We start from the raw sequence: 13,356 nt of genomic DNA on the forward strand, positions 1-13,356 counted from the left end.
CGAGAGCCGCATCATGATTCAGATGCAAACCAACCTCGACGTCGCCGACAATTCCGGCGCGCGCCGCGTCATGTGCATCAAGGTGCTCGGCGGCTCGAAGCGGAAATACGCGACCATCGGCGACGTCATCGTCGTCTCGGTGAAGGAAGCGATCCCGCGCGGCCGCGTGAAGAAGGGCGAGGTCATGAAGGCCGTCGTCGTGCGCATCCGCAAGGATATCAAGCGCGCCGACGGTAGCGTGATCCGCTTCGACCGCAACGCTGCGGTGCTGATCAACAACCAGGCCGAGCCGGTCGGCACCCGTATCTTCGGGCCCGTGCCGCGCGAACTGCGCGCCAAGAACCACATGAAGATTCTCTCGCTCGCCCCGGAGGTGCTGTGATGGCTGCCAAGATCCGTAAAGGCGACAAGGTGATCGTGCTCACCGGCCGCGACAAGGGTCGCACCGGCGAGGTGATCGAGGTTCGCCCCGGCGAGAACCGCGCTCTGGTGCGCGGCGTCGCGATGGTCAAGCGCCACCAGCGCCAGACCGCGCAGCAGCAGGGCGGCATCATCTCCAAGGAGAGCGCGGTCGACCTGTCGAACCTCGCGATCGCGGACCCCAAGGACGGCAAGCCGACCCGGGTTGGTTTCAAATTTATCGGCGAGGGCGCCGACCGCAAGAAAGTGCGTGTCGCCAAGCGCTCGGGAGCGGAAATCGATGGCTGATACGCAGACTGAACAGAAGAAGCCGAAGGCGGCCAAGCCCGCCGCCAAGCCCGCCGGCGGCGACGCCCCGAAGGTCAAGAAGGCCAAGGTGCCGTCCGATTACACGGCGCGTCTGCGCACGCACTACGACAAGGTCGTGCGCGAGCAGATGAAGACGCAGTTCGGCTACGACAACCCGATGCAGATTCCGCAGATCACCAAGGTCGTGCTCAACATGGGCATTGGCGAGGGCGTCGCGGACCGCAAGAAGGTCGAGAACGCGGCTGCCGATCTGGCGCTGATTGCCGGTCAGAAGCCGGTCGTCACCCGCTCGCGCAAGTCGATCGCGAACTACAAGCTGCGCGACGGCCAGGCCATCGGCTGTAAGGTCACGCTGCGCAAGGCGAAGATGTACGACTTCCTCGATCGCTTGGTGAATATCGCGCTGCCGCGTATTCGCGACTTCCGCGGTCTCAACCCGAAGAGCTTCGATGGCGGCGGCAACTACAGCCTCGGCATCAAGGAATACACAGTGTTCCCGGAAATCGACTTCGACAAGGTCACCGATACCTGGGGCATGGACATCACCGTCTGCACCACCGCGCGCAACGACGAAGAAGCGCGCGCGCTGCTGGCGGCATTCAACTTCCCGTTCCGGCAGTGAGAGACGATTTCCCGTCGCTCATACGCGGAACCGCAAGGAGCAACTAGATGGCTAAGACGAGTTCGGTCGAGAAGAACAAGCGCCGTCGCCGCATGGCGAAGAAATTCGGGCCGCGTCGTGCGCGCCTGAAGGCGATCGTGCAGAACAAGGAGTTGCCGATGGAGGAGCGGTTCGCCGCGACCCTGAAGCTCGCCGAGCTGCCGCGCAACTCCGCCAAGGTGCGTATCCATAACCGCTGCGAACTGACGGGCCGTCCTCACGCCTTCTACCGCAAGCACAAGCTCAGCCGTATCGCGCTGCGCGACCTCGGCAACAAAGGCCTGATTCCGGGCCTTGTGAAGTCGAGCTGGTAAGGGGGCCGAGATGGTGAACGATCCGATCGGCGATATGATCACGCGCATCCGCAACGCGCAGATGCGTAACAAGTCCAAGGTTTCGATGCCTGGCTCCAAGCAGCGCGAACGCGTTGCCGAAGTGCTCAAGGTCGAAGGCTACGTCCGCGGTTATGCCGTGGTGGCGCATGCCAACGGCCGCAGCGAGCTCGAGATCGAGCTCAAGTACTTCGACGGCACGCCGGTCATCCGCGAAATCGAGCGCGTCTCGAAGCCCGGCCGCCGCGTCTATGCGTCGGTCAAGAACCTGCCGCGCATCAACAATGGTCTCGGCGTTGCCATCGTCTCGACGCCGAAGGGCGTCATGGCCGATCACGCCGCCCGCGACGCCAATGTCGGCGGCGAAATTCTCTGCACGGTGTTCTGATGTCTCGTATTGGCAAAAAACCGGTCGCTGTTCCGTCTGGCGTCACCGCCAACGTCGAAGGTCAGACCGTCAAGGTGAAGGGTGCCAAGGGCGCTCTGCAGCTTGCTCTGCCGGATGATGTCGTCGTGTCCATGGACAAGGGCGCCATTACCGTTGCACCGCGCAACGAGACCAAGCGCTCGCGTTCGATGTACGGCACCGCGCGCACGCTGGTGTCGAACCTGATGACCGGCGTCAGCAAGGGCTTCGAAGAGAAGCTCGAGATCAACGGCGTCGGCTACCGCGCGGCGGTGCAGGGCAAGAACCTGCAGCTCCAGCTCGGTTACTCGCACGACGTCGTTTATCCGATCCCGGCCGGCATCGCGATCGCGACGCCGAAGCCGACGGAAATCGTGATCACCGGCATCGACAAGCAGGTCGTCGGCCAGGTCGCCGCCGAAATCCGGGCCTTCCGCGGTCCGGAACCGTACAAGGGCAAGGGCGTCAAGTACGCCGACGAATTCATCTTCCGCAAGGAAGGCAAGAAGAAGTAAGGGGCGAGAGCCATGTCGAAAGCCAATATCCGCACCGCGCGGCGGACGGCGTCGGTTCGGCGCAAGATCAAGGCCGTGTCCAGCGGTCGCGCCCGCCTGTCGGTGTTCCGCTCGTCGAAGCACATGCATGTCCAGCTCATCGACGACGAGAAGGGCGTGACCGTCGCGTCCGCCTCGACGCTCGAGAAGGACCTGCGCGGCAGCCTTAAGACCGGCGCCAACATCGAGGCCGCCAAGCAGGTCGGCAAGCTGATCGCCGAGCGTGCCAAGAAGCAGGGCATCAAGGACGTCGTGTTCGATCGCGGCGGCTACATCTATCACGGCCGCATCAAGGCGCTGGCCGAAGCCGCCCGCGAAGGCGGGCTGAACTTCTAAACGCATTCGTAAAGACGAACGGATTTATTAGATGGCACAAGAACCCCGCAGAGACCGCGAGCGCAGCCGCGACCGCGAGGAGCGCGATAGCGAGTTCACCGACAAGCTGGTGCACATCAATCGCGTCGCCAAGGTGGTCAAGGGCGGCAAGCGCTTCGGCTTCGCCGCGCTGGTGGTTGTCGGCGATCAGAAGGGCCGCGTCGGCTTCGGCCACGGCAAGGCGCGCGAAGTGCCGGAAGCGATCCGCAAGGCGACCGATGCCGCCAAGCGTTCGCTGACCCGCGTCGCGCTGCGCGAGGGCCGCACCCTGCATCACGACGTGTTCGGCCGCCACGGCGCCGGCAAGGTCTATCTGCGCGCGGCGCCTCCCGGCACCGGCATCATCGCCGGCGGTCCGATGCGCGCCGTGTTCGAGACGCTCGGCATGCAGGACATCGTCGCCAAGTCGATCGGCTCGTCGAACCCGTACAACGTGGTGCGTGCGACTTTCGATGCGCTCAAGCACCAGGATTCGCCGCGTTCGGTCGCGTCGCGCCGCAACCTCAAGGTCTCGGCCTTGCAGGCTCGCCGCCGCGAAGGCGCCGACGAAGCCGTCGCCGATTAATTTGGCCGACTGACAGGTAAGGAACTCTAGGTCATGGCTACCGCTAAGAAGACCGTGAAGGTGCAGCAGATCGCCAGCCCGCTGCGTAAGCATTTCGATCAGCGCCAGACCCTGATCGGCCTCGGCCTGAACAAGGTCGGCCGCGTCAGCGAGCTGCCGGACACGCCGCAAACCCACGGCATGATCCGCAAGCTGCCGCATCTGGTGCGGATCGTCGAAGAGACGAAGTGATTTCATCCAGCGTTGCTCATTGAGCGACGAGGGACGATCAAAGGACGAGAGCAATGAAACTCAACGAGATCGCCGACAATCCCGGCGCCCGCAAGAACCGCCTGCGCATCGGCCGCGGCATCGGCTCCGGCATGGGCAAGACCGGCGGCCGCGGCGGCAAAGGCCAGACCGCGCGTACCGGCGTGCGCATCAAGGGCTTCGAAGGCGGCCAGATGCCGCTGCATCGTCGCCTGCCGAAGCGCGGCTTCCGCAACACTGCGTTCCAGGCGCGCCTCAACGAGGTCAGCCTCGGCAAGCTGCAGGCCGCGATCGACGCCGGCAAGCTCGACGCCAAGGCGACGGTTGACGCCGAAGCGATGGTCAAGGCTGGCCTGATGCGCCGCGCCAAGGACGGCGTGAAGCTGCTCGGCACCGGCGAACTGAAGGCCAAGGTCGATGTCGCCGTTTACGGCGCCACCAAGTCGGCCGTCGCCGCGATCGAAAAGGCGGGCGGATCGGTCAAGATCCTCAAGCCGGTGGTCGAGGAAGACGCCGAGCCGCGCGGCAAGAACAAGCGCAAGGCTGCCAAGGAAGCCTGAGCGCCAGGACGATTTTGAGGCCTCGCCCAAAAGGCGGGGCCTTTGCGACGACTACCGGTTCCGTTCGCCAGACCCTAAATAGGGTGGCAGGGGCGGGATCCACGTGAAGAAGACGCCGCGCCACTCCTCGTCAAGCAAGCGGCGATCCGGGGGAGCGGCTTTCAGGCGTCGGCAGGAGCGAGCGAATGGTTTCGGCAGCGGAACAACTGGCAGCCAATCTCAATTTCGGCGCGCTCGCCAAGGCCGACGAGCTCAAGAAGCGCATCTGGTTCACCGTCGGCGCGCTGCTGGTCTACCGGCTCGGCACCTACATCCCGCTGCCCGGCATCGACCCCACGGCCTGGGCGCAGCTCTTCAACACCCAGTCGGGTGGCATTCTCGGCATGTTCAACATGTTCTCCGGTGGCGGCATCCACCGGATGGCGATCTTCGCCCTGAACATCATGCCCTACATCTCGGCCTCGATCATTATTCAGCTGATGACGACCGTGTCGCCGCAGCTCGAAGCGCTGAAGAAGGAAGGCGAGGCCGGCCGCAAGGTCATGAACCAGTACACCCGGTATCTCACCGTGGTGCTGGCGCTGTTCCAGTCCTACGGCATCGCCGTCGGCCTGCAGGGCGCCGGCAATGTCGTGAGCGAGCCGGGCCTGTTCTTCCTGATCTCGACGACCATCACGCTCACCGGCGGCACCATGTTCCTGATGTGGCTCGGCGAGCAGATCACCGCGCGTGGCATCGGCAACGGCATTTCGCTGATTATCTTCGCCGGCATCGTCGCTGAATTGCCGTCGGCAATCGCCGGCACCCTCGAGCTCGGCCGCCAGGGCGCGATCTCGACCGGCTTCATCCTGCTGGTCATCGTGATGGCGGTGGTCGTCATCGCGTTTATCGTGTTCATGGAGCGCGCGCAGCGCCGCCTGCTGATCCAGTATCCCAAGCGCCAGGTCGGCAACCGCATGTTCGAGGGCCAGTCCTCGCATCTGCCGCTCAAGCTCAACACCTCGGGCGTCATTCCGCCGATCTTCGCCTCGTCGCTGCTGCTGCTGCCGACGACGGTCGCCAATTTCAATGCCGGCTCCGGCCCGGAATGGCTCACCACGATCACCACGCTGCTCGGCCACGGCCGTCCGCTGTTCCTGGTGCTGTATCTGGCGCTGATCGTGTTCTTCTGCTTCTTCTACACTGCGGTCGTGTTCAACCCGACCGAGACGGCGGAGAACCTGAAGAAGCATGGCGGCTTCATTCCCGGCATCCGTCCGGGCGAGCGTACCGCCGAGTATATCGACTATGTGCTGTCGCGCATCACCGTCGTCGGCGCGATCTATCTGTCGATTGTCTGTTTGATTCCGGAAATTCTGATTTCCTACGCGGCGGTGCCGTTCTACTTCGGCGGCACCTCGCTGCTGATCGTCGTATCGGTGACGATGGACACGGTGGCGCAGGTGCAGGGCTATCTGCTGGCGCATCAGTACGAAGGCTTGATCAAGAAATCCAAATTGCGGGGGCGCAATAGATGAGATTGATCCTGCTCGGCCCGCCGGGGGCGGGGAAGGGCACGCAGGCGCAGCGGCTGGTCGAGAAGCACGGCATCGTGCAGCTTTCGACCGGAGATATGCTTCGTGCAGCGGTCGCGGCCGGTACGCCGGTCGGCCTGAAAGCCAAGAGCATCATGGAAGCCGGACAGCTTGTGCCGGATGAGGTCGTGGTCGCGATCATCGCCGACCGAATCGGCCAGCCGGATGCCAGCAAGGGCTTCGTGCTCGACGGCTTCCCGCGCACGGTGCCGCAGGCCGAGGCGCTGGACAAGCTGCTCGCCGACCGCGGTCTCAAGCTGGATGCCGTGATCGAGCTCAAGGTCGACGAGGGCATCCTTCTCAAGCGCATCGAGACCCGGGTCGCGGAAATGACCGCGCGGGGCGAGAAAGTGCGCTCGGACGACAAACCGGAGGTCCTGAAGGGCCGTCTGGACGCGTACCGGGCCCAGACCGCGCCGCTGGCCGGCTATTACGACGCCAAGGGCATGCTCAGGAGCGTCGATGGCATGGCCCCGGTAGACCAGGTAACCGCTGCCTTGGATGGTATCCTGAAACCATCAAAGACCGCCTAGCAGAGGTTGACGAAGCCCTCATGAATCCCCTAATAGAGTGCGTATCCAAGAGTTTGGCGCGATACCGGTTCCCCCAGAGGGCGGGGGACGGGTGTCGTCTTACGCTTTGCCTAACCCCCTTCGGGGAAACAAGAATTTGCCGCCTCACAGCGGCTGGCCGGTAACAGGAGAGAGCATCCGTGGCTCGTATCGCGGGCGTTAATTTGCCCACCAACAAGCGTGTCGTCATCGCGCTCCAGTACATCCATGGCATCGGTCAGAAGATCGCCAAGGATATCGTCACCAAGCTGAACCTGCCGGCTGAGCGCCGCGTGTCGCAGCTCACCGACGCGGAAGTCCTGCAGATCCGCGAACTCATCGACCAGGAATATCTGGTGGAAGGCGATCTTCGTCGCGAGACGTCGATGAACATCAAGCGCCTGATGGATCTCGGTTGCTATCGCGGCCTGCGTCATCGCAAGGGTCTGCCGGTCCGCGGCCAGCGCACGCACACCAACGCGCGCACGCGTAAAGGCCCGGCGAAGACCATCGCCGGCAAGAAGAAGACCGCCTAACCGAGCTGAACGCGCCCGCGCCGCGTAACGGCAGGCGGGCTTAAACGGGCCAACAGGCCAAAAAGGACTGACTGACTATGGCGAAGGAAGCCACCACCCGCGTCCGCCGGCGCGAGCGCAAGAACATCGCGTCGGGCGTCGCGCACGTGAACGCGTCGTTCAACAACACCATGATCACCATCACCGACGCGCAGGGCAACGCTATCGCCTGGTCGTCGTCGGGCACGATGGGTTTCAAGGGCTCGCGCAAGTCGACGCCCTATGCGGCGCAGATGGCCGCGGAAGACGCTTCGAAGAAGGCGCAGGAACACGGCATGCGCACGCTTGAAGTGGAAGTGTCCGGTCCGGGGTCGGGCCGCGAGTCGGCGTTGCGTGCGTTGCAGGCGTCGGGTTTCACCATCACCTCGATCCGTGATGTGACCTCGATCCCGCACAATGGTTGCCGGCCGCGCAAGCGGCGCCGGGTGTAATTGATTTCGTAAGGCGGACGCTTGGGATCGCCCGCGTCCGCCGCCGCCGTTCATTGACCCCACACGCGGCGGGTGGGGTGCGCTGGGCAGGCTCAGCGATGCGCTCTTCTAACGAGCGACGCTCATAATGGGTGAACACGTGATTCAGAAAAATTGGCAGGAACTGATCAGGCCGAACAAGCTCCAGGTCACCGCCGGGTCCGACCCGTCGCGCTTCGCGACGGTCGTCGCCGAGCCGCTCGAGCGCGGTTTCGGCGTGACGCTCGGCAACGCGCTGCGGCGTATTCTCTTGTCGTCGCTGCAGGGCGCGGCGGTGCAGTCGGTCCAGATCGACGGCGTGCTGCATGAGTTCTCCTCGATCGCCGGCGTGCGCGAGGACGTCACCGACCTGGTGCTCAACGTCAAGGACATCGCCATCAAGATGCAGGGCGAAGGCCCCAAGCGCATGGTGGTGAAGAAGCAGGGCCCGGGCACCGTGACCGCGGGCGACATCCAGACCGTCGGCGACGTTGTCGTGCTCAATCCGGACCTCGTGCTGTGCACCCTCGACGAGGGCGCCGAGATTCGCATGGAGTTCACCGTCAACACCGGCAAGGGCTATGTCGCCGCCGAGCGCAACCGTCCGGAAGACGCGCCGATCGGTCTCATTCCGGTCGATAGTCTGTACTCGCCGGTGCGCAAGGTCTCCTACAAGGTCGAGAACACCCGCGAAGGCCAGATCCTCGACTACGACAAGCTGACGCTGACCATCGAGACCAACGGCGCCGTGTCGCCGGAAGACGCGCTCGCTTATGCCGCGCGCATCCTCCAGGACCAGCTCAACGTGTTCGTGAATTTCGAGGAGCCCCGCAAGGAGCAGGCCGCGGAGACGATCCCGGACCTCGCCTTCAACCCGGCCTTCCTCAAGAAGGTCGACGAGCTCGAGCTCAGCGTGCGTTCGGCCAACTGTCTCAAGAACGACAACATCGTCTACATCGGCGATCTCGTTCAGAAGACCGAAGCCGAGATGCTGCGTACGCCGAACTTCGGCCGCAAGTCGCTCAACGAGATCAAGGAAGTGCTGGCGCAGATGGGCCTCCACCTCGGCATGGAAGTGCCGGGCTGGCCGCCGGAAAACATCGAAGAGCTCGCCAAGCGCTTCGAAGACCACTACTGAGTTTAACGGTTGGCCGGAGCGGGTATGACGCCCGCTTCGGCTTTTTTATGCCGCCTTCCGCGGCATTTTTTGAGAGCCGCCTTCCGCGGCGTGCCGGAATGGTCCGGTGCAAACAGGATAGAGGCAGGGAGTTACGCGATGCGTCACGGTAAAGTTTACAGGAAATTGGGTCGGCATTCCTCGCATCGTATGGCGATGCTGGCGAACATGGCCGCTTCCCTGATCAAGCACGAGCAGATCATCACGACTCTGCCGAAGGCGAAGGAACTTCGCCCGATCGTCGAGAAGCTGATCACGCTCGGCAAGAAGGGCGATCTCGCCGCCCGCCGCCAGGCGATCTCGGAGCTGCGCGACGTCGACATGGTCAAGAAGCTCTTCGACACGCTGGCGCCGCGCTACAAGGATCGCCAGGGCGGTTACACCCGCATCATGAAGGCCGGCTTCCGCTACGGCGACAACGCCGCGCAGGCCGTGATCGAGTTCGTCGATCGCGACGTCGATGCCAAGGGCCTGGATTCGGGCCCGGTGCAGGCGCGGCAGAGCGAAGAAGCCGACGCCTGACCTCGCGTTCGGGATAAATAAAAAAAAGGCGGCGCTTCCGGTGCCGCCTTTTTTTATTGGACTAAAATAACGTAACATTGCTGTAGTATTTATTGCCGCTTTTTTGGGCGGACGTTCTTAATTCATCATGCCGCTGATGTTAAACAGCTACTAATAGGGGATGTGGTCTATTCGCGTCGCTTTCAAGATCGGATCTCGAATCGATGTCGCGCCTTGAATCGACAAAGCGAGCCGACGAGGAAACCTCGGACATCTCGGCCTTGACCGCCCGCCTGACGGCGGAGGTCAACCATATTGCCTGCGACAAGGCCTCCACGATCCGGGAGATCACCGAGCACATCAAGATGCTGGCGCTGAACGCGCTGGTCGAAAGCGCGCGGGCTGGCGAGCAGGGGCGTGGTTTCGCCGTCGTCGCCAAGGAAGTCGGCGGCGTCAGCCAGCGTATCGAAGGCATCGCCCGCGAGCTCGAGACCGAACTCGTCAAGCGCACCGACGCGCTGATGAAATCCATCGCGCAGATGACGGAGCGCAGCACCAGCGAACGCATGGTCGACCTGTCGCTCAATGCCGTCGAACTGATCGACCGCAACCTTTATGAGCGCACCTGCGACGTGCGGTGGTGGGCGACCGATTCGGCGGTGGTCGATTGCGCCGCCGAGCCCGGGCCGGAACGCGTCGCCTATGCCAGCGAACGGCTCGGCGTCATCCTCGGCGCTTACACGGTCTATCTCGATCTGTGGCTGTGCGACCTCGACGGCAATATTCTCGCCAACGGCCGGCCGGACAAGTTCAAGGTGCAGGGCCGCAATGTCGCCGATGCGCCGTGGTTCCGGCAGGCTGTTGGCCTGCGCACGGGCGACGATTACGTCGCGGGCGACGTCGAACGGCAGCCGCTGCTGGGCAATGCCCAGGTCGCGACCTATTGCGCCAGCGTGCGGCTCGGCGGTCAGGCGCGGGGCCGTCCATCAGGCATTCTCGCCATCCACTTCGATTGGGAGACTCAGGCGCGGGCCATCGTGCAAGGTGTGCGGGTTGACGATGACACTTCGCGCGTGCTGCTGGTCGACGCCAATTTGCGAGTGATCGCGGCTTCCGATGGCCAGGGCCTGCTCACCGAGCGCCTCAACCTGGACATCGGTAAGCGCAAGAGTGGCTGTGACAGGGACAAATCCGGCGCGCTTGTCGCTTTCCACCTCACGCCCGGCTACGAGACCTATAAGGGGTTGGGCTGGTATGGCGTGATCGTCAAAGGCGCCGCCGGGCAGGCGACGTCGGCGCGGAGCGCCACGGGTTACGCAAGGCCAGGCGCGGCCGCGGCCTGAAAATTGTGAATCCGATCTATTAGTTGCAGTTGTTTCTATTGCCGCGCCGCCGCGGGCACTATCGCGCCTGTGATGGCGATCACATCAGCCTTCCGGTATCGTGATATTCGAGCGCCGTTTAGAAGCGCATGTCTCATCCGGGGGAACCTCCAAATGCTCAAGCATCCGTTGCGGGGCGCGTTCGGCGCGGCCGCAGCCTTTGTTATCTCGATGATCGCCGGCGTCGGCACAGCCACGGCGCAAGCCAATGGCGATCTGGTCGCGCGCGGCGACTATCTCGTCAATACGATCATGACCTGCCAGAACTGCCATACGCCCATGGGCCCGAACGGGCCGGATTTCTCCAAGGCGCTATCGGGCGGTCTGCTGTTCGACGAGCCGCCGTTCAAGGTCGTGGCCTCGAACATCACGCAGGACAAGGAAACCGGCATCGGCGGCTGGACCGACGCGCAGATCAAACATTTGCTCCGAACAGGTCAGCGCCCGAACGGCGTGCAGATCGCCGAGGTGATGCCAACGTCGTTCTACGGCATTCTCACCGAGCGCGACATGGACGCGATCGTCGCTTACCTGCGCACGGTGAAGCCGGTGAAGAACAAGGTGGCGGACCCGGTCTACAAGATCCAGTTGCCGCATCACCTGTTCCCCGGCGGCGAGAAGCCGTACACGGAGGCGATGCTGAGCGACAAGGTGAAGAACGGCTTCTATCTCGCTACCATCGGCCACTGCATGGAATGCCACACGCCGTTCGGCGCCAAGGGCAAGGACTTCGTCGGCGACCTCGGTAAGGGCGGCATGGAATTCCCGGGGCCTTGGGGCAAGTCGGTGTCCGCCAACATCACGTCGAGCAAGACCAAGGGCCTCGGCGACTGGACCGATGCGCAGATCAAGGCCGCGATCACGCAAGGCGTGTCGAAGGACGGCCACAAGCTCAAGCCGCCGATGGGATATCCCTATTACGCGCGCATGAAGAGCGAGGACATCGACGCCATCGTTGCCTATCTGCGCACGGTGCCGGCGAAGGAGTAACTCTTGTCATTCCGGGGCGCGGCCGCTTTGGCCGCGAACCCGGAATCCATAACCCCTGTCTGCGAATATGGATTCCGGGCTCGCTGCTTCGCAGCGCCCCGGAATGACGGTGATTCATCACCAATCTGAGAGCACCACCTTTCCGACGGTCGTGCCGCTTTCAATCTGGGCATGTGCCTTGATCAGATTGGCGGCGTTGATGGGTGACAGCTCCTGCGCCGCCGTGGTGATCATCAGGCCGGCGTCGATCATCTCCGACACCTCGTTGAGCAATTTGTGCTGAGCGATCATGTCGGCGGTGCCGAACACCGAGCGGGTGAACATCGATTCCCAGTGCACGGAGATCGACTTCGGTTTGAACGGCATCACGTTGAGTGTCTTCGGGTCGTCGATCAGGACGAATTGACCCTGCGGCGCGATGATGTCGGCAAGCTGCGGCGCGCTCTGATCGGTGCCGGTAATGCCGGCGACCATCGCCACCTGCGGATGGCCGATCGCCTTCAATTGCTCGGCCAGCGGCTTGTGGTGGTCGATGACATGATCGGCGCCGAGCTTGAGGCACCAGTCCCGCGTCTCCTGGCGTGAGGCGGTGGCGATGATGGTGAGGCCGGTCAGCCGCCGCGCGAGCTGGATCATGACCGAGCCGACGCCGCCACCGCCGCCGATCACCAGCAAGGCGCGGCCGTCCGGCGTCTTGGTCGGTTTCACGCCGAGCCGGTCGAACAGCATTTCCCAGGCGGTGATGCTGGTGAGCGGCAGCGCCGCCGCTTGGGCGAAAGTGAGGGACTTCGGCTTGGTGCCAACGATGCGCTCGTCGACCAGATGGAATTCCGCGTTGGTGCCAGAGCGTGCGATCGACCCGGCGTAGAACACCTCGTCGCCGGCCTTGAACAAGGTCACCTCGGAACCGACCGCTTCGACGACGCCGGCGGCGTCATAGCCCAAGACCTTGGGCGGCTCGCCGGGCTTGGGCTCGGCGCGCATCCGCACCTTGGTGTCGACCGGATTAACCGAGATCGCCCTGACGGCGACGCGGAGGTCTCGCGGGCCGGGGACGGGCTTGTCGGCGGTGAAGTCGACGAGGGCCTTGGGATCGGTGAGGGGGAGCGATTTGAGGTATCCGACGGCTTTCATGGCGGTCTCCGGAATGGGACCCTCCACATCTTCGATCAGGCACCATCTTGCAAGTATGGAATTTTATTGTATCTAGTGCCTCAAAAGATACTAATGCGACGAATCAAGAGGTTACATGATGTTGATGACCCCGACGCGTCTGCCGAAGCGGGCGCCGAAGCCGCCGCGCGACTATGACTGCGCCGCCGGATGCCCGGTTGAAGCGACCCTCGAATTGATCGACGGCAAGTGGAAGGGCGTGATCCTCTACCACCTGCAGGACGGCCCGGTGCGCTTCAACGCCCTGCGCCGCAGTCTTCATGGCATCACCCAGCGCATGCTGACCAAGCAACTCCGCGAGCTGGAGCAGGCCGGGCTGATCCTGCGGCAGGTGTTTGCCGAGGTGCCGCCGCGGGTCGAATACCGGCTGTCGCCGCTAGGCGAGACCATGCAGCCGGTGATCCAGACGCTGAAGGGCTGGGGCGAGACCTATCTCAAGGGCCGTAAGCGCGGCGAGGCCGGCCCGATCAATGCCATGCCGGCCGACGAAGCGCGGCTGTAACCGCCTTCATTCGGCCAACAGGTTTATCGATCAAAGCTCCTTCCGATCGCG

At 63.5% G+C, this 13,356-nt stretch carries 20 protein-coding genes; 19 read left to right on the forward strand and 1 reads right to left on the reverse strand.

Translation table 11 applies throughout. The features are described 5' to 3' along the window. The first annotated feature begins 13 nt into the window (after positions 1 to 13). The 18 genes from rplN to E8Q40_RS09810 all read left to right on the forward strand — a co-directional run bounded on the left by rplN (position 14) and on the right by E8Q40_RS09810 (position 11,630). Entirely contained in the window at positions 14 to 382 is a 369-nt protein-coding gene (gene rplN / locus E8Q40_RS09725; protein ID WP_137044185.1) for a 50S ribosomal protein L14, read from the forward strand. Continuing rightward, on the forward strand, positions 382 to 708 hold the full coding sequence (gene rplX / locus E8Q40_RS09730; RefSeq protein ID WP_137044186.1) for a 50S ribosomal protein L24: 327 nt from the start codon (positions 382 to 384) through the stop codon (positions 706 to 708). Before rplN ends, rplX begins: the two co-directional genes overlap by 1 nt. Next, a complete protein-coding gene (rplE, locus tag E8Q40_RS09735) occupies positions 701 to 1,351 on the forward strand; it encodes a 50S ribosomal protein L5 (protein WP_137044187.1) in 651 nt (216 codons plus the stop codon). The genes rplX and rplE overlap by 8 nt, the downstream gene beginning before the upstream one ends. 47 nt (positions 1,352 to 1,398) lie before the next feature. Then, the gene (rpsN, locus tag E8Q40_RS09740) at positions 1,399 to 1,704 is read left to right on the forward strand and encodes a 30S ribosomal protein S14 (RefSeq protein WP_115517447.1); all 306 of its coding nucleotides are present in this window, start codon (positions 1,399 to 1,401) and stop codon (positions 1,702 to 1,704) included. Positions 1,705 to 1,714: 10 nt separating this feature from the next. Then, on the forward strand, positions 1,715 to 2,110 hold the full coding sequence (gene rpsH / locus E8Q40_RS09745; protein WP_137044188.1) for a 30S ribosomal protein S8: 396 nt from the start codon (positions 1,715 to 1,717) through the stop codon (positions 2,108 to 2,110). Continuing rightward, positions 2,110 to 2,643 (forward strand): 50S ribosomal protein L6, encoded by a 534-nt coding sequence (gene rplF, locus E8Q40_RS09750; protein ID WP_137044189.1) that lies wholly within the window; start codon positions 2,110 to 2,112, stop codon positions 2,641 to 2,643. The genes rpsH and rplF overlap by 1 nt, the downstream gene beginning before the upstream one ends. 12 nt (positions 2,644 to 2,655) lie before the next feature. Then, positions 2,656 to 3,018: a 50S ribosomal protein L18 gene (gene rplR, locus E8Q40_RS09755; RefSeq protein WP_137044190.1), complete on the forward strand. Its 363-nt coding sequence runs from the start codon at positions 2,656 to 2,658 to the stop codon at positions 3,016 to 3,018. 31 nt (positions 3,019 to 3,049) lie between these two features. Next, positions 3,050 to 3,622, forward strand: a complete 573-nt coding sequence (rpsE, locus tag E8Q40_RS09760) for a 30S ribosomal protein S5 (RefSeq protein WP_137044191.1) — start codon at positions 3,050 to 3,052, stop codon at positions 3,620 to 3,622. Between the two features lie 33 nt (positions 3,623 to 3,655). Continuing rightward, the gene (gene rpmD / locus E8Q40_RS09765) at positions 3,656 to 3,853 is read left to right on the forward strand and encodes a 50S ribosomal protein L30 (protein WP_137044192.1); all 198 of its coding nucleotides are present in this window, start codon (positions 3,656 to 3,658) and stop codon (positions 3,851 to 3,853) included. 53 nt (positions 3,854 to 3,906) lie between these two features. After that, a complete protein-coding gene (rplO, locus tag E8Q40_RS09770; protein WP_137044193.1) occupies positions 3,907 to 4,431 on the forward strand; it encodes a 50S ribosomal protein L15 in 525 nt (174 codons plus the stop codon). Positions 4,432 to 4,616: 185 nt separating this feature from the next. Beyond that, the gene (secY, locus tag E8Q40_RS09775) at positions 4,617 to 5,948 is read left to right on the forward strand and encodes a preprotein translocase subunit SecY (RefSeq protein WP_137044194.1); all 1,332 of its coding nucleotides are present in this window, start codon (positions 4,617 to 4,619) and stop codon (positions 5,946 to 5,948) included. Further along, positions 5,945 to 6,538 (forward strand): adenylate kinase, encoded by a 594-nt coding sequence (locus E8Q40_RS09780; protein WP_137044195.1) that lies wholly within the window; start codon positions 5,945 to 5,947, stop codon positions 6,536 to 6,538. Before secY ends, E8Q40_RS09780 begins: the two co-directional genes overlap by 4 nt. Positions 6,539 to 6,717: 179 nt before the next feature. Continuing rightward, positions 6,718 to 7,092, forward strand: coding sequence for a 30S ribosomal protein S13 (rpsM, locus tag E8Q40_RS09785; protein WP_115517456.1), 375 nt, complete (start codon positions 6,718 to 6,720; stop codon positions 7,090 to 7,092). Positions 7,093 to 7,169: 77 nt separating this feature from the next. Then, entirely contained in the window at positions 7,170 to 7,562 is a 393-nt protein-coding gene (gene rpsK / locus E8Q40_RS09790; protein ID WP_115517457.1) for a 30S ribosomal protein S11, read from the forward strand. 127 nt (positions 7,563 to 7,689) lie between these two features. Then, positions 7,690 to 8,718: a DNA-directed RNA polymerase subunit alpha gene (locus tag E8Q40_RS09795; RefSeq protein WP_137044196.1), complete on the forward strand. Its 1,029-nt coding sequence runs from the start codon at positions 7,690 to 7,692 to the stop codon at positions 8,716 to 8,718. Between the two features lie 138 nt (positions 8,719 to 8,856). Continuing rightward, positions 8,857 to 9,279, forward strand: a complete 423-nt coding sequence (gene rplQ / locus E8Q40_RS09800) for a 50S ribosomal protein L17 (RefSeq protein WP_137044197.1) — start codon at positions 8,857 to 8,859, stop codon at positions 9,277 to 9,279. Positions 9,280 to 9,482: 203 nt separating this feature from the next. Further along, positions 9,483 to 10,601, forward strand: coding sequence for a methyl-accepting chemotaxis protein (locus E8Q40_RS22385; RefSeq protein ID WP_137044198.1), 1,119 nt, complete (start codon positions 9,483 to 9,485; stop codon positions 10,599 to 10,601). Between the two features lie 153 nt (positions 10,602 to 10,754). Then, a complete protein-coding gene (locus tag E8Q40_RS09810; protein WP_246663059.1) occupies positions 10,755 to 11,630 on the forward strand; it encodes a cytochrome c in 876 nt (291 codons plus the stop codon). A gap of 117 nt (positions 11,631 to 11,747) precedes the next feature. Here the strand turns inward: E8Q40_RS09810 and E8Q40_RS09815 are convergent, their stop codons facing one another. Then, complete coding sequence (locus E8Q40_RS09815; protein ID WP_137044199.1) at positions 11,748 to 12,764, reverse strand: zinc-binding alcohol dehydrogenase family protein; 1,017 nt, start codon at positions 12,762 to 12,764, stop codon at positions 11,748 to 11,750. 115 nt (positions 12,765 to 12,879) lie between these two features. Here E8Q40_RS09815 and E8Q40_RS09820 point away from each other — a divergent pair, with 115 nt between their 5' ends. Next, a complete protein-coding gene (locus E8Q40_RS09820) occupies positions 12,880 to 13,305 on the forward strand; it encodes a helix-turn-helix domain-containing protein (RefSeq protein ID WP_137044200.1) in 426 nt (141 codons plus the stop codon). The last annotated feature ends 51 nt before the right edge of the window (positions 13,306 to 13,356 follow it).

The organism is Pseudolabrys sp. FHR47, assembly GCF_005153485.1.
GTDB lineage: Bacteria > Pseudomonadota > Alphaproteobacteria > Rhizobiales > Xanthobacteraceae > Pseudolabrys.

Coding starts and splice junctions, on each gene's coding strand:
- secY (WP_137044194.1), top strand. CDS start 4,617: ATGGTTTCGGCAGCGGAACAACTGGCAGCCAATCTCAATTTCGGCGCG.
- rpsK (WP_115517457.1), top strand. CDS start 7,170: ATGGCGAAGGAAGCCACCACCCGCGTCCGCCGGCGCGAGCGCAAGAAC.
- rplE (WP_137044187.1), top strand. CDS start 701: ATGGCTGATACGCAGACTGAACAGAAGAAGCCGAAGGCGGCCAAGCCC.
- rplR (WP_137044190.1), top strand. CDS start 2,656: ATGTCGAAAGCCAATATCCGCACCGCGCGGCGGACGGCGTCGGTTCGG.
- rplF (WP_137044189.1), top strand. CDS start 2,110: ATGTCTCGTATTGGCAAAAAACCGGTCGCTGTTCCGTCTGGCGTCACC.
- E8Q40_RS09820 (WP_137044200.1), top strand. CDS start 12,880: ATGATGTTGATGACCCCGACGCGTCTGCCGAAGCGGGCGCCGAAGCCG.
- E8Q40_RS09810 (WP_246663059.1), top strand. CDS start 10,755: ATGCTCAAGCATCCGTTGCGGGGCGCGTTCGGCGCGGCCGCAGCCTTT.
- rplQ (WP_137044197.1), top strand. CDS start 8,857: ATGCGTCACGGTAAAGTTTACAGGAAATTGGGTCGGCATTCCTCGCAT.
- rpmD (WP_137044192.1), top strand. CDS start 3,656: ATGGCTACCGCTAAGAAGACCGTGAAGGTGCAGCAGATCGCCAGCCCG.
- rpsH (WP_137044188.1), top strand. CDS start 1,715: ATGGTGAACGATCCGATCGGCGATATGATCACGCGCATCCGCAACGCG.
- rplN (WP_137044185.1), top strand. CDS start 14: ATGATTCAGATGCAAACCAACCTCGACGTCGCCGACAATTCCGGCGCG.
- E8Q40_RS09815 (WP_137044199.1), bottom strand. CDS start 12,764: ATGAAAGCCGTCGGATACCTCAAATCGCTCCCCCTCACCGATCCCAAG.
- E8Q40_RS09780 (WP_137044195.1), top strand. CDS start 5,945: ATGAGATTGATCCTGCTCGGCCCGCCGGGGGCGGGGAAGGGCACGCAG.
- rplX (WP_137044186.1), top strand. CDS start 382: ATGGCTGCCAAGATCCGTAAAGGCGACAAGGTGATCGTGCTCACCGGC.
- E8Q40_RS22385 (WP_137044198.1), top strand. CDS start 9,483: ATGTCGCGCCTTGAATCGACAAAGCGAGCCGACGAGGAAACCTCGGAC.
- rplO (WP_137044193.1), top strand. CDS start 3,907: ATGAAACTCAACGAGATCGCCGACAATCCCGGCGCCCGCAAGAACCGC.
- rpsN (WP_115517447.1), top strand. CDS start 1,399: ATGGCTAAGACGAGTTCGGTCGAGAAGAACAAGCGCCGTCGCCGCATG.
- E8Q40_RS09795 (WP_137044196.1), top strand. CDS start 7,690: ATGGGTGAACACGTGATTCAGAAAAATTGGCAGGAACTGATCAGGCCG.
- rpsE (WP_137044191.1), top strand. CDS start 3,050: ATGGCACAAGAACCCCGCAGAGACCGCGAGCGCAGCCGCGACCGCGAG.